Below are 20,759 nucleotides of genomic sequence, written 5' to 3' on the forward strand. Positions count from 1 at the left end.
GGATGATGCGATCGTCCGCTGAGTCAGCAGCCTATCCAGGACGCTTGCAGGAGCACACCCCGGCTTTGTCACGAGCGCGCTGTGAAAGCGTGGGGTGCGGGGCCCGGTTCGCGGCGGGGCCGGGATCCGGCGGGGCGGGCGGTACGCCGGATCTGCTCACCCCCTCCAGGGACCCCGCACACAGGCCGTTGCCTGCGGGAAGGGGGGAGCGGATATCGTCGGTCCTACTGTGGCCCGCGGGAGGGAAGCGGCCTCAGGTGGCTGGGGAGGACGAGCGTGCGCCTGACTCTGACCGTCGTCGATCCGCTCGGCGGGGCTTCCGCCGACGTGGTGCTTGATGCGGATCCTGAGTCCTCGGTCGGGGACATCGCCAAAGAGCTGGCGACTCATGTCGGTTACAGCAGCGGTGCCCGGATCATCCCCATCGGGCAGCACGCGCAGCAGCCGGGCGGTCAGGGCGGTGCTCCGATCGCCTACGTCGACGGGTTTCCCGTCGACCCCTCCGCCACCATCGGGACCTCGCCCCTGCGCGAGGGCGCGGTCGTCAGTCTGTACGACCCCGCCGGGTGCCTGCCGGGCGAGCCGACCGGGCTCGTCGAGCTGCGGGTCGCCGGGGGGCCGGCCGCCGGAGCCGTGCACCGGCTCGGGATCGGGCGCTACGACATCGGGAGCGGGGCGGCGTCGTATCTGCGCATCGACGATCCGGAACTGCCCGAGCGAGCGCTGACGTTGTCAGTTGCAACCGATGGAACCTGCCGGTTCACCGTTCACGGGCGCGGGGACGAGGACGGAGAAGGCGTCACTCTCGACGGGGAGAGCCTCAAGGACAGAAAGAAGGACGGAGAGGACGACGACACCTGGCCGCTCGGCAGTCAGATCGCCGTCGGCAACACCCTCCTTGAGCTCGACCGGTACTCCCCGCCCAACGCCGCCCTCAAGTGGTCCGACGACGGCGCCGGGCTCGACTACAACCGGCCGCCGCGACTGCACCCGCCGGAGCGCGAGACGAAGTTCCGGCTGCCCAGCCCCGTACGCGACTACGAAGCCCGGCCGCTGCCCTGGCTGATGGCGCTCATGCCGCTGGTCGGCGCCATCGTGTCCGTGGTGATCTTCAAGCGCTACTACTACCTGATCATGGCGGCCCTGAGCCCGATGATCATGATCGCCAACTACTTCAACGACAAGAAGCAGGGGCGCAAGTCCCATGCGAAGCAGGTCAAGGAGTACAAGGAGCACAAGGAGCGGATCGAGAAGGAAGCGCAGGAGGCGCTTGTTGCCGAGCGGCTCGACCGGCGGCAGGCCGTTCCCGACCCGGCGGCCGTGCTGTCGCTGAGCACCGGGCCGCGGACGCGGCTGTGGGAGCGGCGGCGCACCGACCCCGATCATCTGCTGCTGCGCGTCGGGACCGGGCAGCTGCCCTCCGAGGTCGTCCTCGACGACCCCGAGCAGGACGACCACAAGCGCCAGGTGACCTGGACCATCGAGGACGCACCGGTCGCGCTGCCGCTGTGCGAGCGCGGTGTCGTCGGCATCGCGGGACCCGGTGACTCCGCGCAGGCGCTGGGGCGTTGGGTCGTCGCGCAGGCCGCCGTGCTGCACAGTCCGCTCGACGTCCAGTTCTACGTCCTGACCGAGAACAGCGGCCGGGAGAGCTGGGACTGGGTGCGCTGGCTGCCGCACAGCCGGCCCGGCGGCGGCCAGGACTCCAACGTCCTCATCGGTACGGACGCCGAGACCGTCGGCGCCCGCATCGGCGAGCTGACCCAGCTGCTCGACGCCCGCCAGAAGGCCGCCCGGCAGAACGGCAACAAGGCCGCCTTCGGCGACCCGGACATCGTGGTGGTCTGGGACGGCTCACGGCGGCTGCGGTCCATGCCGGGCGTCGTAAGGCTGCTGCGCGAGGGCCCCGCGATGTCGATGTACGCGATCTGCCTCGACGCGGAGGAGCGGTTCCTGCCCGGTGAGTGCCAGGCCATCGTGATCGCCGAGCCCAAGCCCGAGGAGCACACCGCTCAGCGGACCACAGCGGCCGCTCCCGCCGCCCCCGGCGGCTTCCCCTCCTTCCACGCCTGGCACGCCACCGAGACCGACGACGCGCACTCCGGCTCGCACAAGCCGCTCGAACTGCGGCTGCGCGTCCAGCAGACGGGCGTCGCCCGCGTACGGAACGTACGGCCGGACTTCGTCTCCGCGGCCTGGTGCGCACGACTGTCCCGCGCGCTCTCCCCTCTCCGCGACATCAGCGGCGAGACCGAGGACTCGGCGCTGCCCGGGGCCAGCCGGCTGCTGGACGTGCTGCAGTTGGAGCCGCCGAGCAGTGACGCCATCACGGCGCGCTGGCGGATGGGCGGGCAGTCGACGATGGCGGTCATCGGTGAGTCGTACGACGGGCCGTTCGGCATCGACATGCGGCGGGACGGGCCGCACGGACTCATCGCCGGTACGACGGGTTCCGGAAAGTCGGAGCTGCTGCAGACCATCGTGGCGTCGCTGGCCGTGGCCAACACCCCCGAGAACATGACGTTCGTCCTCGTCGACTACAAGGGCGGCTCGGCGTTCAAGGACTGCGTCAAACTCCCGCACACCGTCGGCATGGTGACCGACCTCGACGCCCATCTCGTCGAGCGCGCCCTCGAATCGCTCGGCGCGGAGCTGAAGCGGCGCGAGCACATCCTCGCCGCCGCCGACGCCAAGGACATCGAGGACTACCAGGACCTCGTACGCCGTGATCCCGCGCACCCGTCCGTGCCCCGACTCCTCATCGTCATCGACGAGTTCGCGTCCATGGTGCGCGACCTGCCCGACTTCGTGACGGGTCTGGTCAACATCGCCCAGCGAGGCCGGTCGCTCGGCATCCACCTGCTGCTCGCCACCCAGCGGCCGAGCGGCGTCGTGTCACCCGAGATCCGCGCCAACACCAACCTCCGTATCGCGCTGCGCGTGACCGACGGCGGCGAGTCCAGCGATGTCATCGACTCGCCCGAGGCGGGGCACATCTCCAAGAACACTCCCGGCCGCGCGTACGTCCGCCTCGGGCACGCCTCGCTCGTACCGTTCCAGTCCGGCCGGGTCGGTGGCCGCCGCCCGGGTGCCGCCGACCCGGCGCTGCTCGCTCCGTGGGCCGGCCCCCTCGACTGGGAGGACCTCGGCCGGGCCGCTCTCGTGAAGCCGAAGGCCGCCGCGCGCGAGGAGGAGGAGATCACCGACCTCAAGGTGCTGGTGGACGCGGTGCGCGCGGCCAACCAGGTGCTCGGCATCCCGCCGCAGCACAGTCCGTGGCTGCCCGCGCTCTCCGAGACGCTGCTGCTCGACGAGATCCCGCTGCCCGCCTTCGCCGGCGGACCGGGCAAGCTGCCGCCCGCCCCGTACGGCGTCGAGGACCTGCCCGCCGACCAGGCGCGCCGTCCGGTCGTCATCGACTTCCGTTCCTTCGGGCATCTGCTCATCGGCGGTGCCCCGCGCAGCGGCCGTTCGCAGATCCTGCGGACCATCGCGGGCTCGCTGGCGCGCACGCACTCCGCCGCGGACGTCCACCTCTACGGCATCGACTGCGGCAACGGCGCGCTCAACGCGCTGACCCGGCTGCCGCACTGCGGCGCGGTCGTCAGCCGCAACCAGACCGAGCGCGTGGTCCGGCTCATCGCCCGCCTGAAGGGTGAACTCACGCGCCGCCAGGACCTGTTGGCGGACAAGGGCTTCGCCGACATCGGTGAGCAGCGGGCCGCGTCGACGGAGGAGGAGCGGCTGCCGCATCTCGTCGTGCTGCTCGACCGGTGGGAGGGCTGGCTGCCGACGCTCGGCGAGTACGACCACGGTGATCTGACCGACCAGATCCAGGCGATGATGCGCGAGGGCGCGAGCGTCGGCATCCACGTGATCATGACCGGTGACCGGCAGATCCTCTCCACCCGGATCGGCTCGCTCACCGAGGACAAGTACGGACTGCGGCTCGCGGACCGTTCCGACTTCTCGCTGCTCGGCATCAACGCCCGCAAGGTCCCCGAGGAGATCCCGCCGGGCCGCGGCTACCGCAACGAGCAGGGCACCGAGACGCAGTTCGCGCTGCTCACCGAGGACTCCACGGGACAGGGACAGGCCGCCGCGCTCGCCGCGATCGGCGAGGCCGCCGCCGCACGCGACGCCCAACTCCCGCGCAGCCGACGCCCGTTCCGTGTCGACGTGCTGCCCACCCGCATCAACTTCGCCGACGCCTGGGAGATGCGCGACCCGGATGCCTCCCGCTCGAAGCTGTGGGGCCTGGTGGGCATCGGCGGCGACGACATCATGGGCTTCGGCCCCGACCTCTCGCAGGGCGTGCCGACGTTCGTCATCGCCGGTCCCGCCAAGTCGGGCCGCAGTACGACGCTGTTGAACCTGGCCCGGTCCTACCTTGCGCAGGGCGTCCGTATCGTCGTCGCCGCGCCGCGTCCGTCGCCGTTGCGTGAACTCGACGGCCAGGACGGCGTGTTGAAGGTCTTCGACGAGGACGACATCGAGAGCGACGACCTCGACGAGGTGATCGAGTCGGCCACGCCCGAGGAGCCGATCGTGGTGCTGGTCGACGACGGCGAGGTCCTGGAGGACTGCGACGCCGCGACCGTTCTCAAGCGCATCGTCCAGCGCGGCACCGAGCGCGGTCTCGGTCTCGTCATCGCCGGTGACGAGGACGACGTGTGCAGCGGCTTCTCCGGCTGGCAGGTCGAGATGAAGAAGGGCCGCCGCGGCATCCTGCTCTCCCCGCAGGACTCCTCCGCGGGCGAGCTGATCGGTATCCGCACCAACCGCAGCATGGTCGGCGGACCGGTCGCGCCGGGCAAGGGCCTGCTGCACCTCGGCAGCGGGGAGCCGCTCACGGTCACGACGCCGCTGTGACGCGCCCGCGGTGGGCCCCTGAGGCCGGGGCCCACCGTGCGCTCACACTGCGGGCAGCGCGTAGATCGACCAACCGTGCGTCACGAGAAGGCGGTTGCCGGAGATGGCGACCTGCCATGGGTCCGAGGCACCGTCACCGGACTGGTTGTCGTTGTAGACCCAGCGCTTCTCGCCGGTTTTGGCCTTCATCGCGAAGATGCCGCCACTGCCCCAGTACGACGCCCCGTAGAGGGTCTGCCCCACGCGGATGAACCGCTCGGGGGGCCGTGTGGCGCCGGGGTCCTCGCACAGCCAGAGCTTCTTGCCGGTCTTGACCTCGACGGCCCAGACGCCCCCGTCGTGGTCGCTCGCATAGAGCACGCCGTCGATGACGGTGGGGTCGTTGAAGCCGCGGCGGCCGTTGGGGGACAGCGTCCAGCTGGTCTTCCCGGTGTCGGCGTCCAAGGCGATCAGCTCGTCACCCGGCAGGAAGACCAGGCCGGCCGCGACGAGGGGCTTCCACCCCAGGTCGTGGTCACCCCACTTCCTGGTCCACAACTGCTCACCGGTCGCCGTGTCGCGCACCGTGAGGTTGTGCTTGGAGTCGGCGTACACCAGGTACTTCCCGTCGACGGAGCCGTCGGCGTCCCAGTTGCCGGTGCCCCAGTCGCGCATCTGCACCCACACCTGCTTGCCGGTGGTGTGGCTGATCGCGGCGACGCCGTTGCGGTAGTCGGTGGCGCTGCGCGCGTCGTCGAAGTCCGTCACCATGGTGTAGACGTGCTGGTCGTCGATGGCGATGGTGTTGTCGACCTGCAACGCCCCGGTGAGACGGCTGCGCCAGGCCTCCTTGCCCGTTTGCACGTCCAGCGCCACGAGTACGCCGTCGTACTGGCTGTCGGACAGGAAGACCTTGCCGTCGTGGAACAGCAGGGCGGCGCCGGGCTGGATCACGTCCTTGCGGGTCCAGCGCTTCTTGCCGGTCTTCACGTCGTACGCCACCAGCGGTTCACCGCTGATCAGCAGCAGACCGTCGTGGGTGAGCAGCGGAAGGTCGGTCTCGATGCCGTCCTCGGCGACCGTCACGTGCCACAGCGGCTGGGGCGCGACACCGGCCGGAGGCGTCGTGAAGGTCTCCGCGGCGGGCTCCGTCCTTCCACCGCCCGACCCCGCCCCGGCCGAGGCGGGGGAGGGGGTGTCCCGCGAGAGCCACCAGGCGGTGCCCCCGCCGAGCACGGCGACACCGGCAGCGGCACCGGCCGCGCGGCTGAGGAGACGGCGACGGGAGGGGGCCGCGGGAGGGTCCGCGGAGGCGGCGGCCGGCGGTGCGCCGAGGTGGAACGTGCCGGGCGGCGGGGTCCCGTAGCCGGGAGCGCCCGCAGACCCCGGGGCTCCCGCGGCCCCGTATCCCGGGGTCACCGGCGCGGGCGTACCGCCGGGCGGAGTCCCGTACCCCATCGGCGGGTTGGGCACGGCCGGCGGCCCGCCGAAGCCCGCCGGTGCGGTCGCGACCGGTGTCGTCGCGGCCGGTATCTCCAGGTCCAGGATTCCCGCCGCGTGCGTGGCGATGGTGGAGGCGACCGCCGAGGGGAGCCAGTCCGTCAGGAGGGTCTCGGCGCCGGCCGGGGCGAGGGCCGTCACGATCTCCGCCGGGGCCGGGCGCAGCGCCGGGTCCTTCAGCAGACATGCCCGGATCAGGCCCAGCAGCGACTTCGGTACGCCGGTGAGGTCGGGTTCGCCGTAGACGATCTGGTAGAGCATGGCCGCGTGGTTCGCGGCCTCCGAGCCGAAGACGTCGTGTCCGGTCGCCGCGTAGGCGAGGACGGCGCCGAGGGAGAAGACGTCGCCCGCCGTGCCGACGTCCCGGCCGAGGGCCTGCTCCGGCGGCATGTAGCCGGGCGAGCCGACGACGACTCCCGTCTGTGTCATACGGTTTCCGTCCACCGCCCGCGCGATGCCGAAGTCGATGACGCGGGGGCCGTCGGCGGCCAGCAGGACGTTCGAGGGCTTCAGGTCGCGGTGGATCAGCCCCGCGGTGTGGATCTCCTGGAGGGCCGCGGCGAGGCCCGCGCCGAGTGCGCGTACGGTCCGCTCGGGCAGCGCGCCATGGGTCTCCACCACGTCCGTGAGGTCCGGCCCGAGGACGTACGACGTCGCGAGCCACGGCAGCGCGGCGGCCGGGTCGGCGTCGACGACCGGGGCGGTGTAACGGCCGGACACCGCCCGCGCGATGGCGACCTCGTGCTCGAAGCGGCGCCGGAAGTCGCCGTCGGCCGCCAGGTCGGGCCGTACGACCTTCACCGCGACGGTGCGGCCGCCGGGCGAACGGGCCAGGTAGACACGCCCCATACCGCCCGCGCCCAGCCGCCGCAGCAACCGGTAGCTGCCCAACTCCCGTGGATCGTCGGCCTGCAGCGTCTCCATGGTCGGGCCTTCCCCGTGCTGTTCACGCCGGTCGCGTCTGATGGCGTTCGCTATCGCAGACACAGTAGTGACGGGCGTGACGGACGCAGAGGGCAGGTCCGTTGCTCAGGAAACCTTCGCCATCCGCGCCACCGGATCCCCCGCGTCCGCGTTGTCCGTCTCGTACTTCAGGTCGGTGCCGACGGGGGTCAGTCGGACGACGTGCGAGCCCTTCGTGCAGACGTTGCGGTTGGACTTCTTGGCGATGCTCGTGGCGATGAGCTGGGTTTTGGTGACCTTCCTGAGGACGAGTACGTCGTCGCAGATGCCGCCGATCTGGTCGGTCTGGCGGAAGGTGCCGAACTGCTCGCCCACGGCGGCCCGGTGAACGGTGACGCGGAAGGTGCCCATGGGGAGGGCGCCGCCGAGGGCGATGCCGTCGCCCTCCCAGGTGCCGAGGTAGGAGGCGGGAATCGCGGACTGTGCATCGCCCGGATTCGAGGCGCCGGCCGTCGGCGAAGGAGTGCTCGCGGCGTCGCCCGATCCGGCGGTCGGCTCCGGAGTCACGGCGCCTCCCGCGGAGCTTCCCTTGTCCCCCGAGTCGTTGCCCGGCATCAGGTCGAACAGGAACGCCGAGCCGACGGTCACCGCCGCCAGCGCACCGGCGACGGCCAGCGCGACCGTGCAACTCAGCCTGCGGCCACGGCCGTTCGCCCCGGGAAGCGACGTCGCGGCGAGGCTGACGGAGACCTTGCCGGGATGAGCGTCCTGGTGGCCGCCCGAGGTCGCCGGCACCGCGTCCTGCGGGCCCGGCTGCGACTCGCGCTGCCCCGGCACATACGTCGGCATCGGCACCACGGGCACCGCGGGACCGAAGCCCGGCGGTGGCGGTCCGAAGACCCCGCCCTCCGCGACAGGCACTCCCGAGGGACCGGGCGCCGCCGAAGGCGCCCCCACCGAAGGGCTGCTGAACCCCACCGGCCCCGAGGGCGCGACCTCCGCGGCCTCGAGGTTGAGCAGCTGTACGGCACTTCGGCTGACCTGTTCCACCATCCGGCCCGGCAGCCAGCCCGCCGTCACCAGCCGGGCCGCGCCCTGCGGGGCCAGCCGCCCGGACATCTCGCCCGGGGTGGGCCGGTCGGCCGGGTCCTTCGCCAGGCACCGGGCGCCCAGCTCGCGCAACTCGCCCTCCAGGGACCCGAGCCGGGGCTCCTCGTGGACGACCTTGTAGAGCAGCGCGGCGGAGGAGTCACCGGGGAACGGGGATTCGCCCGTGGCCGCGTACACGAGGACCGCGCCGAGGGAGAAGACGTCCGCCGCTCCCGTGACGCCCTTGCCGAGGATCTGCTCGGGCGACATGTAGCCGGGCGAGCCGACCGAGACGCCGGTGGAGGTGAGCGAGGCCGTGCCGTCCGTCGCGCGGGCGATGCCGAAGTCGATGAGGAGGGGGCCGTCGAGGGTCAGCAGCACGTTGGAGGGCTTCACGTCGCGGTGGACCAGACCCTGCGCGTGCACCGCCGAGAGCGCCTCGGCCAGGCCCGCGCCGAGGACCCGTACGGAATGGGCGGGAAGCGGGCCGGAGTCCGCGATCGCCGCCGCCAGCGAGGGGCCGGCCGCGTACGCCGTCGCGACCCATGGGACCGGGGCCTCGGGGTCCGCGTCCAGGACGGGGGCCGTCCAGGCGCCGCCCACCCGGCGCGCCGCGTCCACCTCGCGGCGGAAGCGGGCGCGGAACTCCTCGTCGAGCGCGAAGTGCGGGTGCACGATCTTGACCGCGACCGTGCGGCCGCCCGCGCTGCGGCCGAGATACACGCGGCCCATTCCGCCGGAGCCCAGCCGGCCGAGCAGCCGGTAGGGCCCCACGACCGTGGGTTCATCGGCTCCGAGCGGTTGCATGGCGTCCACACCTCCCCCGTACGCACGCCTCGCGGCACTGGCTCGCCGCACTGCCTCGTGGCGCTCCCAGCAGCGTAGTGCCGCCTTCCGAAGGAAAGCGGGCCTTACGGCTCCAGCAGGTCCACCTTCACGTCCGCGGGGAAGCCGGTCGTCGCGCCGACGCGGCGGGCGAACTCCTCGACGGCCGCCAACTGGGGGCCGCCGAAGCGGAAGTCGAGGGTCGTGAAGTACTTCTCCAGGACCGTCGCGTCGAATGCCTCCCAGCGTGCCGCCTGCTCGGCGACCTTGCCGACCTCGTCGAGGGAGAGGTCGCGCGAGGAGAGGAAGGCCTCGTGCACCTTGCGGGTGACCAGGGGCTCGCGCTCCAGGTAGTCGCGCCGGACGGCCCAGACGGCGAAGACGAACGGCAGGCCCGTCCACTCCTTCCACAGGGTGCCGAGGTCGTGCACCTGCAGACCGAGCTGCTCGGCCTCGCGCAGATTGGCGCGCAGGGCCGCGTCACCGATCAGCACGGCGGCGTCCGCCTCCTGCATCATCAGGGGGAGGTCGGGTGGGCACGTGTAGTACGACGGCTGGACGCCGACCTGCTCGGCGAGCAGCAGCTGGGCCAGGCGCACGGAGGTGCGCGAGGTGGAGCCGAGGGCGACGCGGGCGCCGTCCAGCTGGTCGAGAGGGACCTGCGAGACGATCACGCAGGACATCACGGGGCCGTCGCAGCCGACCGCGATGTCGGGGAAGGCGACCAGCTCATCGGCGTGCTTGAGGAACTCGACGAGCGTGATGGGCCCGATGTCCAGATCGCCCTGGACCAGTCTCTCGCTGAGCTTCTCCGGGGTGTCCTTCGTCAGCTCGAGATCGAGGAGCGTCCCTGTTCTCGCGAGCCCCCAGTACAGAGGCAGGCAGTTCAGGAACTGGATGTGGCCGACACGCGGCCGGGTGCGAGAATTGTCCACATCGCGAGGCTAGCCCCCATGCGGTACGGTGCATGCCTCAGGGTCCCGGAGTGGCTTCAGAAACCTTCGGAACCTCGCGTGTCAACCCCTACGACAACGACACGTCAGCGCAACGTCAACCCCGACCCGATGCAGGTCAAACCTCCGGGTGACGTGATCTTGCCCTCTATTGCTTTCGGCTGCCCTCGTGGGTAGGCTCAGCCGCAAGTTGCAGTTTGGTTTCCCTTGCAGTACAGAGCCTGCGGAGCATGTAACCGCGGGCTCTCGTCGTTTTCAGACGAATGCAGTTGTTTACAAGCTTTTGTTTACACCTTGCAGGTTCTGGAGCAGGGCAACCCTTTGGGGCCCAAGGAGGGCTTATGGCTACCGGAACCGTGAAGTGGTTCAACGCCGAAAAGGGCTTTGGTTTCATCGCCCAAGAAGGCGGCGGCCCGGACGTCTTCGTCCACTACTCCGCGATCAACGCGAGCGGATTCCGCTCTCTCGAAGAGAACCAGGCGGTTTCCTTCGATGTCACGCAGGGTCCGAAGGGCCCGCAGGCGGAGAACGTCACCCCGATCTAAGGCTTCGGCTCACCTGAGCCCCTTGCTGTGATCAGGAACTAACGCAGTACCCAAGGAGCCCCGCGCCAGTCTCTGGCATCGGGGCTCCTGCCTTTTCCCTCCCCACGCCCCCTGCCGCGCGGGCGCCTACTTCTCCATCGCGTACAGCCCCTCGATCTGCACGGAGAAGTCCCGGGCGACGGCCTCGCGCTTCAGCTTCATCGACGGCGTGAGATGGCCCGCCGCCTCGGTGAAGTCGACGGGCAGGACGGCGAAGCGGCGGATCGACTCGGGGCGGGAGACGAGCTTGTTGGCCTCGTCGACGGCGCGCTGAAGGACGGCGTGCAACTCCGGGTCGTCGAGGAGCAGTTCGGGCGGGACGGAGTGCTTGCCGTTCATGTGGCGCCAGTGCGTGATGCCCTCGGGGTCGAGGGTGATGAGGGCGGTGACGTAGGGGCGGCGGTCGCCGAGGACCATGCACTGGGCGATCAGGGGGTGGGAGCGGAGCCAGTTCTCCAGCGGCGCCGGGGCGACGTTCTTGCCGCCGGCGGTGATCAGGATCTCCTTCTTGCGGCCGGTGATGGTGAGGTAGCCCTCGTCGTCGAGTTCGCCGAGGTCACCGGTGGCGAACCAGCCGTCCGGGGTGGCGGGGACGACGCCGCCCGCGCTCGGGTCCCAGTAGCCGCGGAAGAGCTGGCCGCCGCTGAGCAGCACCTCCCCGTCGCCGGCGATGCGCACCCGGGTGCCGGGCAACGGCCAGCCCACCGTGCCGAGACGGGGTTTGTTCGGCGGGGTCACGGTCGCGGCCGCAGTCGTCTCCGTGAGGCCGTAGCCCTCGTAGATCTCGATGCCGGCGCCGGCGTAGAAGGCGGCGAGCCGGCGGCCCAGCGGGGAACCGCCGCAGATCGCGTAGCGGACCCGGCCGCCGAGGGCGTTGCGGATGCGTCGGTAGACCAGCGGGTCGTAGAGGGCGCGGGCCGCGCGCAGTGAGCGCGAGGGGCCCGGCCCGGTGCCGTGCTGGCGGGCCTCCAGCGCCTCGCCGTACCGCTGGGCGATACCGGCCGCGCGGTCGAAGGACGAGGCGCGGCCCATCTTCTCGGCCGTGGCGCGGCCCGTGTTGAAGACCTTCTCCAGGACGTAGGGGATGGCGAGCAGGAAGGTCGGGCGGAAGCTCGCGAGGTCGGCGAGCAGGTCCTCGGTCGCGAGGCTCGGCGCGTGGCCGAGCTTCACACGGGCACGCAGACAGGCGATGGCGACCATGCGGCCGAAGACGTGGGAGAGCGGGAGGAAGAGCAGGGTGGAGGCGGCGTCCGTCGTCTTCAACTTGAAGATGGGGTAGAGGAGTTCGATGGCGTTGTCGATCTCGGCGAAGAAGTTGCCGTGGGTGAGGGCGCAGCCCTTGGGGCGGCCGGTGGTGCCCGAGGTGTAGATGAGGGTGGCGAGGGTGCCGGGGCCCAGCACCCCGCGGCGCACGGCGACTTCCTGGTCGGAGACGTTCCGGCCCAGCTCGGCGAGCCGCTCCATGTGCCCCTTCTCGAAGACCCACATGTGCCGCAGGTCGGGTATCCGGTCGAGTTCGGGGCCGAGTGCCGCGGCCTGCGACGCCGTTTCCGTGGCGAGGGCCACGGCGCCCGAGTCCTGGAGGATCCAACGGACCTGGAAGACCGAGGAGGTCGGGTACACCGGCACGGTGACCAGGCCCGCGGCCCAGGCGGCGAAGTCCAGGAGCGTCCATTCGTACGTCGTACGGGCCATGATGGCGATCCGGTCCCCGGGGACGAGACCCTCGGCGATCAGCCCTTTCGCGACCGCGAGCACCTGTGCCGCGAACTCGGCCGCGCTCACGTCCGTCCACCCGCCGTCGGGCCCCTTCCGGCTGAGGACCGCCTCCGCCGGGGCGATGTCCGCGTTGTCGAAGGGGATGTCGGCGAGCGAGCCGTGCGTGACCTGCCCGACGAGCGGCGCCACGGCCACCTCGCGCACGACGCCGTCCAGCCGCCTGATCTCGGGCTCCACCAGAGGAAGTTCGGAGGCATAGAGGCTGGACACGGGGCGGCTCCTTGTCTGCCGGGCCGGGACGGGTGAGCGGCGCACGTCCTCATACGGCCCTGACAGGTGGGTGGTTCATGAGCGGGCTGTGCAATGGAAGGGGAGACGGGGATCGTACGGCGCCGAGGTGTGGGGTTTGTGTCGCTTTGGGGCGGGCGAGGTGCGGTTACCGGGAGTATCCGTGCAGGTCGGAAAGGGGTTTCCCCGGGCAGCGCCGCGCCGCGCTGCCGCTGGACGAACCCTCGCGCTCACGCCCCGCGGCGGTGGGAACGAAACGCCACTTCACCGGCGTTCCAGGATCGCCGTCACTCCCTGGCCGCCCGCCGCGCACAGGGAGATCAGGCCTCGGCCCGGGCCGCCCTGCTCGTCCAGGAGCGTGGCCAGAGTCGCCACGATGCGCGCACCGGTCGCGGCGAAGGGATGACCGGTGGCGAGCGAGGACCCCACGACGTTGAGGCGGGCGCGGTCCACCGGGCCGAGGCCGCGCTTCTCCCAGGCCGCGAGGGTGGCCAGGACCTGGGAGGCGAAGGCCTCGTGGATCTCGATGAAGTCGAAGTCGTCCAGGGTGAGTCCGGTGCGCTCCAGCAGGCGCGGGACGGCGTACGCGGGGGCCATCAGCAGTCCGTCCTCGCCGCCCGCCACGTCGCCCTCGACGAAGTCCACGGCCGCGGTCTCGTACGCGGTGAGGTACGCGAGGGGCGTCAGAGCGCGCGCCTCGGCCCACTCCTCGCTCGCGAGCAGCACGACCGCCGCGCCGTCCGTCAGCGGAGTCGAATTCCCGGCGGTCATCGTCGGGTCGGGGCCGTCGGTCCCGAACACCGGCTTGAGCGCGGCGAGTTTGCCGGCCGTCGATCCCGGGCGCAGGTTCTGGTCGCGGGTCAGGCCGCGGAAGGGGACGACGAGGTCGTCGAGGAAACCGCGTTCGTACGCGGCGGCCAGCCGCCGGTGACTGGCGGCCGCCAGTTCGTCCTGGTCCGCGCGGGTCACGCCCCAGGCGCGGGCGGTGACGGCGGCGTGCTCGCCCATGGAGAGGCCGGTGCGGGGCTCCGCGTTGCGCGGGATGTCGGGGACGAGGTGGCGGGGCCGGACGCGGGTCAGTGCCTTCAGGCGTGCGGCCGGTGACTTGGCGCGGCGCACCTCCAGCAGGATGCGGCGCAGTTCGTCGTTGACGCCGAGAGGGGCGTCGCTGGCCGTGTCCGCCCCGCCCGCGATCGCGGAGTCGGTCTGGCCGAGCGCGATCTTGTTCGCGGCGGCGATGACGGCCTGGAGGCCGGTGCCGCAGGCCTGCTGGATGTCGTAGGCGGGGGTGCGGGCGTCGAGGCGGGAGCCGAGGACGGTCTCGCGGGCGAGGTTGAAGTCGCGGCTGTGCTTGAGGACGGCTCCGGCGACCAACTCGCCCACCGCGCCGGGCGCTTCGAGACCGAAGCGCGCGGCGAGTGCGTCGACCACCGCGGTCAGCATCTCCTGGTTGGAGGCGGTGGCGTAGGGGCCGTCGGAGCGGGCGAAGGGGATGCGGGTGCCGCCGACCACCGCGACCCGGCGGGTCCGAGGGGGCTCAAGGGGACTCATCTCGACCTGCTCCTCACCGTGACATAGGCTTACCTCCGGTAACCTTACTCCAGAGTAAGCAAATGTGGGCACGACAGAACACGTGGGAGATGGGACATGGCCGACCGCTATCTGAGCTTCGCCGGCACCGCCCCCGGACGCTTCCTGACCCGGCGCCTGGGGCTCCCCCAGCCGGCCCCCCTCAGCCGCTGGTCACCCCGGCACCCGTCCCTGGACGGCGGATTGCTGCACCTCACCGCGGGTAAGTCGGACCTTGACCTCGCCCCCGTCCTGGCCCGCACGGGACTGCCCGCCGGGGACGCGAACCCCGCCGCGGTCGTCCTCGACGCCACCGGCATCCGGGAGGTCGGCGCCCTCACCGAGGTGCACGCGGCCCTGCATCCCGTCGTACGGTCGGTCGTCACGAGCGGCCGCGTGGTGGTGCTGGGCGCCCCGCTCGACCCCGCCGACCACCACCAGTCGGCCGCGCAGCAGGCCCTGGAGGGCTTCGTGCGCTCGCTGGGCAAGGAGATCGGGCGGGGCCGCACCGTGAACCTCCTACGGCTCACCGACGCGTCCGGCGCCGAGTCGACCCTCCGCTTCCTGCTCTCGCCCAGGTCGGCGTACGTCAGCGGGCAGGTGATCGAGGTGGGCGCCGCCGAGGTGACCGCCCCCGCCGACCCGGACCGCCCCCTCGCCGGGCGCACGGCCCTGGTCACCGGGGCGGCGCGCGGCATCGGGGCGACGGTGGCCGAGACACTGGCCCGGGACGGGGCGCGGGTGGTGTGCCTCGACGTACCGGCCGCCGGCGCCGACCTCGACGCGATCGCCGCGCGGCTCGGCGGGACGGCCCTGCCGCTCGACATCACCGCCGACGACGCTGGCGCGCGGATCGTCGCCGCGCTGCCCGACGGGCTGGACGTCCTCGTCCACAACGCGGGCATCACCCGGGACCGGAGACTCGCCAACATGCCCGCCGAGCGGTGGAGTTCGGTGCTCGACGTGAACCTCGCGAGTGTCCTGCGGACGACCGACACGCTGCTGACCGCGGGGGCGCTGCGCGCGGGCGGGCGGATCGTCGCGACCGCGTCCATCGCCGGGATCGCGGGCAACGCCGGGCAGACCAACTACGCCGCGAGCAAGGCCGGCGTCGTCGGGCTCGTCCGCTCTCTCGCGCCTCGGGCGTCGGCGGAGCACGGGGTCACCGTGAACGCCGTCGCCCCCGGCTTCATCGAGACGAGGATGACCGCCGCCGTGCCGCTGTTCATCCGGGAGGCGGGGCGCCGGATGAACTCCCTCGGGCAAGGGGGCCTGCCCGTCGACGTCGCCGAGACCACGGCCTGGCTGACGAACCCCGCCTCCGGCGCGGTCAACGGCCAGGTCGTCCGCGTCTGCGGCCAGAGCCTGCTGGGCGCGTAGCGCCGCCCGTCCCCGCACGCACCAGCACCTGGAGCCCCCATGGACACGCGCACGCTCACCGCATCTCCCTCGCTCACCACCGTGCTGGCCCGAGGCGCACTGCTCTCCCCCTTCAAACGGCCGCGCCCGGACGCCGACTTCCCCCGCACCCGGCTCGTCCTGCCCGGCGTCCGGGTCGATCTCGCGCGGCTGGCGGCGTACGAGCGGGTGTGCGGCTTCGCCACCGGCGCCGATGCGCTGCCGGTCACGTATCCGCATGTGCTCGGGTTCCCGGCGGCGATGCGGATCATGGCGGGACGGGGGTTTCCCCTCCCCCTGCTCGGGCTGGTGCACACGTCGGTCGTGATCACCCAGCGACAGGGGCTGGCGGCCACCGGCGAGTACGAACTCACCGTCTACGTCGAGGGGTTGGCACCGCACCGGCGGGGAACCGAGGCGACGGTGGTGACCGAGCTGAGGGGGGCCGGCGGGCTCGTATGGGAGTCCAGGAGCACGTATCTCGCGCGCCACCGGACCACCGGCAGCCGCCCCGCGCCCGCCCTCGCCCCCGAGGCGCGGGAACACCATCCCCTGCCCGCCCTCGCCGAGTGGCGCCTCGGCGCGGACGTCGGGCGCCGCTACGGAGCCGCGTCGGGCGACCGCAACCCCATCCACCTGCACCCGCTCACCGCCCGCCTCTTCGGCTTCCCCCGCGCCATCGCCCACGGCATGTGGACCGTGGCCCGCTGCCTGGCCGAGCACGGAGTGCCGGATGCCGCCCACGTGCGGGCGGAGTTCAAGGCCCCGGTCCTGCTCCCGGGGACGGTGACCTACGCCGCCGAGGGGCCCGCCTTCCGGCTGCGCGAGGGCGGCAGCGGCAACCGCGTCCACCTCTCCGGCACAGTGCGCGCGATCACGTAGGTCACGGGCTCACATGGATGACGGGGATGACGGGGACGACGGGGACCAGGGTTTCCCCTCCATGAGATCGCCGAGCCCCGCCCACGCGAAGTTCATCAGTGTCGCCGCGGCCTGCTTGGCCGAGACACCGGGTGTCGCATTGGCCCAGGCCGCCAACGACTCGGCGGCGCCGACAAGGGCCGCGGCCAGTCCGGCGACCTCGCGCTCGGGCAGCGAGGGGTCCCGGTGGGCCTCCCGCGCGGCGACGACGATCAGTTGCGTGACGAACGCGACGATCTCCTCGCGCATCGCGGTGACCTCGGCGGCGAACGGCTCGCCGTGCGTACGGGCCTGGAGGTGCAGCACCGACCAGCCGTCGGGGTTGTGCGCGGTGTGCGTGAAGAACGCCCGCAGCCCTTCCCAGAGTTGGCGGTCGGCGGGCAGGCCGGGCTGGACGCCCGCGCGCACGGCGGCGGTCAGGGCGGCCGCCTCGCGGCGGATGCAGGCGGTGAAGAGGTCTTCCTTGGAGTTCAGGTACAGATACACCAACGGCTTGGACACGCCCGCCAGTTCGGCGATCTCGTCCATGGAGGCGGCCCGGTACCCGCGTTGCCCGAAGGTCCGTACGGCGGCGTCCAGCATCTGCTGTTCCCGCACCGCACGCGGCATCCGCTTGCTCTTCACAGCACCCATGCGGGCAAGCGTAAGGTCCACCGACGCCCTGACCACCTGACGGGTGGCCGACAACCTGCTACGACATCCGGCGGACGAGACCGGGACGGCCGGCGGACGGGGCTAGGACGGCTGCCCGTGAGCCCGCGTCGCGTCGTCGACGACAGCGTCCTCCTGGCTGCGGTTCTGCTCCAGGTTGGCCTTCATGCGGTCGACGCGCGCCACGACGGTCGCGGAGGCGCGGTCGCGCTCCTTGCGCAGGACGACGAAGCTGATCGGCGCGGAGATCACCAGGGAGAGCAGGACGACCCACATGTAGTTGGAGTCGCCGAGGCCGCGCGGGGCGATGCCGGAGTAGACGAGGCCTCCGACGACCACGAGGCAGCCCGCGAGGATCCCAAGGCGCATCAGCGTGTAGCGGAGCATCTCAACTCACTCTTCCGTCTTCCGTAGAGATCCACAGTGGACCGGATCCGTCCAGAACGGTCCCGAACGATCCCAAAGGGCACCGTCCAGTGAAGCACGCCGAGGCACCGATCTTGCAGGGGGGCCTCGACGACCGCCTCAGCCGAGCGGCAGCAGCATCGTGATGTCGTCGCGTTCGTCACCGGGCGCCACCCGGATCGCGTCGGGCACCCGGCCCACCTCCTTGTACCCGCAGGAGGCGTAGAACCGCTCCAGGCCCTCGCCGCCCCGGCAGGTGAGCCGGATCGCCCGGATGCCCTCGAAGCCGCGGGCGGCGTCCTCCGCGGCGGCCAGCAGCTCGCGGCCGTACCCCTTGCCGTGGTGCCTGGGATGCACCATGACCGTGTAGAGCCACAGCCAGTGCGTCATCAGCCGGTGGGTGTTGAACGCGAGGAACGCGGTGGCGGCGACGGCGCCCTCCTCGTCGTAGCCGACGAGCAGGCGGGTGCGCCCCTCGGTCATCGCGGCGAGGTGCTTGAGCCACTCGGGCCGGATGTCCTCGACCGTGACCGGCGGGACGAACCCGACGGAGCCGCCCGCGTTGGAGACGTCGGTCCACAACGCGAGCACACCCTCACGCAGGTGCGGTCCGCCGGGCGGGTCCAGTCGAAACGTCAGTGCCATGGTGCCTTCGGACCTCAGAGCCGCATCGGCTGGGGCTCGTCGCGGCGGCCCGCGTCAGGACCGTCGTACTCGCGGATGATCTCGTAGCGCGTGTTCCGCTCGACGGGCCGGAAGCCGGCGTCCCGGATGAGGTCGAGCAGGTCCTCGCGGCCCAGCTTGTTCGGGGTGCCGTAGTTGTCGGCGTCGTGCGTGATCTTGTACTCGACGACCGAGCCGTCCATGTCGTCGGCGCCGTGCTGCAGGGCGAGCTGCGCGGTCTGGACGCCGTGCATGACCCAGAAGACCTTCACGTGCGGCACGTTGTCGAAGAGCAGCCGGGAGACGGCGAAGGTCTTCAGGGCCTCGGCGCCCGTGGCCATCTGCGTCCGCGCCTGGAGGCGGTTGCGGATCTTGCCGTCCTTCATGTCCACGAAGTCGTGCTGGTAGCGCAGCGGGATGAAGACCTGGAAGCCGCCGGTCTCGTCCTGGAGCTCACGAAGCCGCAGCACGTGGTCGACGCGGTGGCGGGGCTCCTCGATGTGGCCGTACAGCATCGTGCACGGGGTCTTGAGACCCTTCTCGTGCGCGAGGCGGTGGATGCGCGACCAGTCCTCCCAGTGGGTGCGGTGGTCGACGATGTGCTGCCGGACCTCCCAGTCGAAGATCTCGGCGCCGCCGCCCGTCAGGGACTCCAGGCCGGCGTCGATCAGCTCGTCGAGGATCTCCGACGCCGTGAGGCCCGAGATCGTCTCGAAGTGGTGGATCTCCGTCGCCGTGAACGCCTTCAGCGAGACGTTCGGGAGGGCCTTCTTCAGCTCGCTGAGCGAGCGGGGGTAGTACCGCCACGGCAGGTTCGGGTGCAGTCCGTTGACGATGTGCAGCTCGGTGAGGTTCTCGCCCTCCATCGTCTTGGCCAGGCGGACGGCCTCCTCGATGCGCATCGTGTACGCGTCCTTCTCGCCCGGCTTGCGCTGGAACGAGCAGTACGCGCACGAGGCGGTGCACACGTTCGTCATGTTGAGGTGGCGGTTGACGTTGAAGTGGACGACGTCGCCGTTCTTGCGCGTGCGCACCTCGTGGGCGAGCCCGCCGAGCCAGGCCAGGTCGTCCGACTCGTACAGCGCGATGCCGTCCTCGCGGGTCAGCCGCTCACCGGCCCGGACCTTGTCCTCCAGCTCGCGCTTGAGCCCGACATCCATGCCCATACCTCTTCCTCAGCAGACTTCGTCAAACCGTACGCCAGCGCCTCTATGCCTCTTCGGGCAGCTCACCCACCCGGTTCTCCCACTTGGTGGAGAGCACGATGGTCGTACGGGTCCGGGAGACGCCCTTGGTTCCCGACAGGCGCCGGATGGTCTTCTCCAGGCCGTCCACGTCGCTCGCCCGCACCTTGAGCATGAACGAGTCGTCGCCCGCGATGAACCAGCAGTCCTCGATCTCGGTGAGGTCCTTCATGCGGCGCGCCACGTCCTCGTGGTCGGCGGCGTCGGAGAGCGAGATGCCGATGAGGGCGATCACGCCGAGACCGAGCGAGGCGGAGTCGACCGTCGCGCGGTAGCCGGTGATGACTCCGGCCGCCTCCAGACGGTTGATGCGGTCGGTGACACTGGGTCCCGACAGTCCGACGAGGCGCCCCAGCTCCGCGTAGGAGGCCCGGCCGTTCTCCCTCAGGGCCTGGATGAGCTGCCTGTCCACCGCGTCCATGCGATCGAAAGCCTTCCGCTGAAAGGTGCTGAAGAATGTGTGAGTGGTCGTGCGCCCTGCAGATGGTGCTCGGTGCTCAGTCGGCGCCGCGCGAGCCCCCGCCGAGCTCGCCCTCCCAGCGCCGGTACAGCCGGTGCTCGACGCCCGCCGCGTCCAGCACCCGTCCCGCGACGAAGTCCACCAGGTCCTGGATGTGCGTCGCCCCCGTGTAGAACGCCGGTGACGCGGGGAGCACCACCGCGCCGGCCTCGTCCAGTGCGACCAGGTGCTTCAGCGTCTGACCGCCGAGCGGGGTCTCGCGCACGGCGACGACCAGCTTGCGCCCCTCCTTGAGCGTGACACTGGCGGCGCGCTGCAGCAGGTCCTTGGAGAGTCCGAGCGCGACCCCGGCGACGCAGGCCGTGGAGGCGGGCACGATCAGCATGCCCTTGGCGGGGTACGAGCCGGAGGACGGCCCGGCCGCGAGGTCACCCGCGCTCCAGTGCCGTACGGCGTCCATCCGATCCCGGAACGCGCCGAAGGTGTCGGGCTTTCCGTCGGCGCCGCGCGCCAGCCACTCGTGGAGGTCTTCCTGCCAGTGGGCGTCGCGGTAGGGGATGCCGGTCTCGTCGAGCAGGGTGAGCCGGGAGGCGCGCGAGACGACGAGGTCGACGCTCTCCCCCGCGTCCAGAAGCGCGCGCAGCACAGCGGCGGCGTACGGCGTACCGGAGGCGCCCGACACCCCCACGATCCAAGGCCGGCGCTGCGTCTGTCCTGGCTTCATGGTGTCGAGCCT

At 71.5% G+C, this 20,759-nt stretch carries 15 protein-coding genes; 4 read left to right on the forward strand and 11 right to left on the reverse strand.

Annotation, left to right across the window (positions count from 1 at the left end; translation table 11 throughout):
• Nucleotides 1–276 precede the first annotated feature (276 nt).
• Nucleotides 277–4,872, forward strand: coding sequence for an FtsK/SpoIIIE domain-containing protein (locus ACN6LB_RS04405; RefSeq protein WP_445024636.1), 4,596 nt, complete (start codon nt 277–279; stop codon nt 4,870–4,872).
• A gap of 42 nt (nt 4,873–4,914) precedes the next feature.
• Here the strand turns inward: ACN6LB_RS04405 and ACN6LB_RS04410 are convergent, their stop codons facing one another.
• The 3 genes from ACN6LB_RS04410 to ACN6LB_RS04420 all read right to left on the reverse strand — a co-directional run bounded on the left by ACN6LB_RS04410 (nt 4,915) and on the right by ACN6LB_RS04420 (nt 10,103).
• Entirely contained in the window at nt 4,915–7,275 is a 2,361-nt protein-coding gene (locus tag ACN6LB_RS04410; protein ID WP_445024637.1) for a protein kinase domain-containing protein, read from the reverse strand.
• Between the two features lie 105 nt (nt 7,276–7,380).
• Nucleotides 7,381–9,150 (reverse strand): serine/threonine-protein kinase, encoded by a 1,770-nt coding sequence (locus ACN6LB_RS04415; protein WP_445024638.1) that lies wholly within the window; start codon nt 9,148–9,150, stop codon nt 7,381–7,383.
• A 104-nt stretch (nt 9,151–9,254) separates the two neighbouring features.
• Nucleotides 9,255–10,103, reverse strand: coding sequence for a menaquinone biosynthetic enzyme MqnA/MqnD family protein (locus tag ACN6LB_RS04420; RefSeq protein WP_445024639.1), 849 nt, complete (start codon nt 10,101–10,103; stop codon nt 9,255–9,257).
• Between the two features lie 359 nt (nt 10,104–10,462).
• Between ACN6LB_RS04420 and ACN6LB_RS04425 the strand changes: the two genes are divergently transcribed.
• A complete protein-coding gene (locus tag ACN6LB_RS04425) occupies nt 10,463–10,666 on the forward strand; it encodes a cold-shock protein (protein WP_053740801.1) in 204 nt (67 codons plus the stop codon).
• Nucleotides 10,667–10,792: 126 nt separating this feature from the next.
• Here the strand turns inward: ACN6LB_RS04425 and ACN6LB_RS04430 are convergent, their stop codons facing one another.
• Entirely contained in the window at nt 10,793–12,694 is a 1,902-nt protein-coding gene (locus ACN6LB_RS04430; protein WP_445024640.1) for an AMP-dependent synthetase/ligase, read from the reverse strand.
• Between the two features lie 282 nt (nt 12,695–12,976).
• Nucleotides 12,977–14,263, reverse strand: a complete 1,287-nt coding sequence (locus ACN6LB_RS04435) for an acetyl-CoA C-acetyltransferase (protein WP_445024641.1) — start codon at nt 14,261–14,263, stop codon at nt 12,977–12,979.
• Nucleotides 14,264–14,359: 96 nt separating this feature from the next.
• On the opposite strand from ACN6LB_RS04435, the gene ACN6LB_RS04440 reads away from it, so the two are divergent.
• Nucleotides 14,360–15,661, forward strand: coding sequence for a 3-oxoacyl-ACP reductase (locus ACN6LB_RS04440; protein ID WP_445024642.1), 1,302 nt, complete (start codon nt 14,360–14,362; stop codon nt 15,659–15,661).
• A 39-nt stretch (nt 15,662–15,700) separates the two neighbouring features.
• Complete coding sequence (locus ACN6LB_RS04445) at nt 15,701–16,561, forward strand: MaoC family dehydratase (RefSeq protein ID WP_445024643.1); 861 nt, start codon at nt 15,701–15,703, stop codon at nt 16,559–16,561.
• Between the two features lie 9 nt (nt 16,562–16,570).
• On the opposite strand, the gene ACN6LB_RS04450 is transcribed toward ACN6LB_RS04445, so the two are convergent.
• The 6 genes from ACN6LB_RS04450 to ACN6LB_RS04475 form a co-directional block, all read right to left on the reverse strand.
• Complete coding sequence (locus ACN6LB_RS04450) at nt 16,571–17,233, reverse strand: TetR/AcrR family transcriptional regulator (protein ID WP_445024644.1); 663 nt, start codon at nt 17,231–17,233, stop codon at nt 16,571–16,573.
• A gap of 102 nt (nt 17,234–17,335) precedes the next feature.
• On the reverse strand, nt 17,336–17,638 hold the full coding sequence (locus tag ACN6LB_RS04455; RefSeq protein WP_356133665.1) for a DUF4229 domain-containing protein: 303 nt from the start codon (nt 17,636–17,638) through the stop codon (nt 17,336–17,338).
• A 138-nt stretch (nt 17,639–17,776) separates the two neighbouring features.
• Nucleotides 17,777–18,301, reverse strand: coding sequence for a GNAT family N-acetyltransferase (locus tag ACN6LB_RS04460; protein WP_445024645.1), 525 nt, complete (start codon nt 18,299–18,301; stop codon nt 17,777–17,779).
• A 14-nt stretch (nt 18,302–18,315) separates the two neighbouring features.
• Nucleotides 18,316–19,479: an aminofutalosine synthase MqnE gene (gene mqnE / locus ACN6LB_RS04465; protein WP_356133775.1), complete on the reverse strand. Its 1,164-nt coding sequence runs from the start codon at nt 19,477–19,479 to the stop codon at nt 18,316–18,318.
• Nucleotides 19,480–19,528: 49 nt separating this feature from the next.
• Complete coding sequence (locus ACN6LB_RS04470; protein WP_356133669.1) at nt 19,529–19,984, reverse strand: Lrp/AsnC family transcriptional regulator; 456 nt, start codon at nt 19,982–19,984, stop codon at nt 19,529–19,531.
• A 76-nt stretch (nt 19,985–20,060) separates the two neighbouring features.
• The gene (locus ACN6LB_RS04475) at nt 20,061–20,747 is read right to left on the reverse strand and encodes a UbiX family flavin prenyltransferase (protein ID WP_445024646.1); all 687 of its coding nucleotides are present in this window, start codon (nt 20,745–20,747) and stop codon (nt 20,061–20,063) included.
• Nucleotides 20,748–20,759: the final 12 nt, after the last annotated feature.

Source organism: Streptomyces sp. SAS_270 (assembly GCF_052543295.1).

Bases quoted from the DNA above. Each gene is read 5' to 3' on its own strand.
- ACN6LB_RS04410 (WP_445024637.1), bottom strand. From the start codon at position 7,275: ATGGAGACGCTGCAGGCCGACGATCCACGGGAGTTGGGCAGCTACCGG.
- ACN6LB_RS04415 (WP_445024638.1), bottom strand. From the start codon at position 9,150: ATGCAACCGCTCGGAGCCGATGAACCCACGGTCGTGGGGCCCTACCGG.
- ACN6LB_RS04425 (WP_053740801.1), top strand. From the start codon at position 10,463: ATGGCTACCGGAACCGTGAAGTGGTTCAACGCCGAAAAGGGCTTTGGT.
- ACN6LB_RS04435 (WP_445024641.1), bottom strand. From the start codon at position 14,263: ATGAGTCCCCTTGAGCCCCCTCGGACCCGCCGGGTCGCGGTGGTCGGC.
- ACN6LB_RS04440 (WP_445024642.1), top strand. From the start codon at position 14,360: ATGGCCGACCGCTATCTGAGCTTCGCCGGCACCGCCCCCGGACGCTTC.
- ACN6LB_RS04445 (WP_445024643.1), top strand. From the start codon at position 15,701: ATGGACACGCGCACGCTCACCGCATCTCCCTCGCTCACCACCGTGCTG.
- ACN6LB_RS04450 (WP_445024644.1), bottom strand. From the start codon at position 17,233: ATGGGTGCTGTGAAGAGCAAGCGGATGCCGCGTGCGGTGCGGGAACAG.
- ACN6LB_RS04455 (WP_356133665.1), bottom strand. From the start codon at position 17,638: ATGCTCCGCTACACGCTGATGCGCCTTGGGATCCTCGCGGGCTGCCTC.
- ACN6LB_RS04460 (WP_445024645.1), bottom strand. From the start codon at position 18,301: ATGGCACTGACGTTTCGACTGGACCCGCCCGGCGGACCGCACCTGCGT.
- mqnE (WP_356133775.1), bottom strand. From the start codon at position 19,479: ATGGATGTCGGGCTCAAGCGCGAGCTGGAGGACAAGGTCCGGGCCGGT.
- ACN6LB_RS04470 (WP_356133669.1), bottom strand. From the start codon at position 19,984: ATGGACGCGGTGGACAGGCAGCTCATCCAGGCCCTGAGGGAGAACGGC.
- ACN6LB_RS04475 (WP_445024646.1), bottom strand. From the start codon at position 20,747: ATGAAGCCAGGACAGACGCAGCGCCGGCCTTGGATCGTGGGGGTGTCG.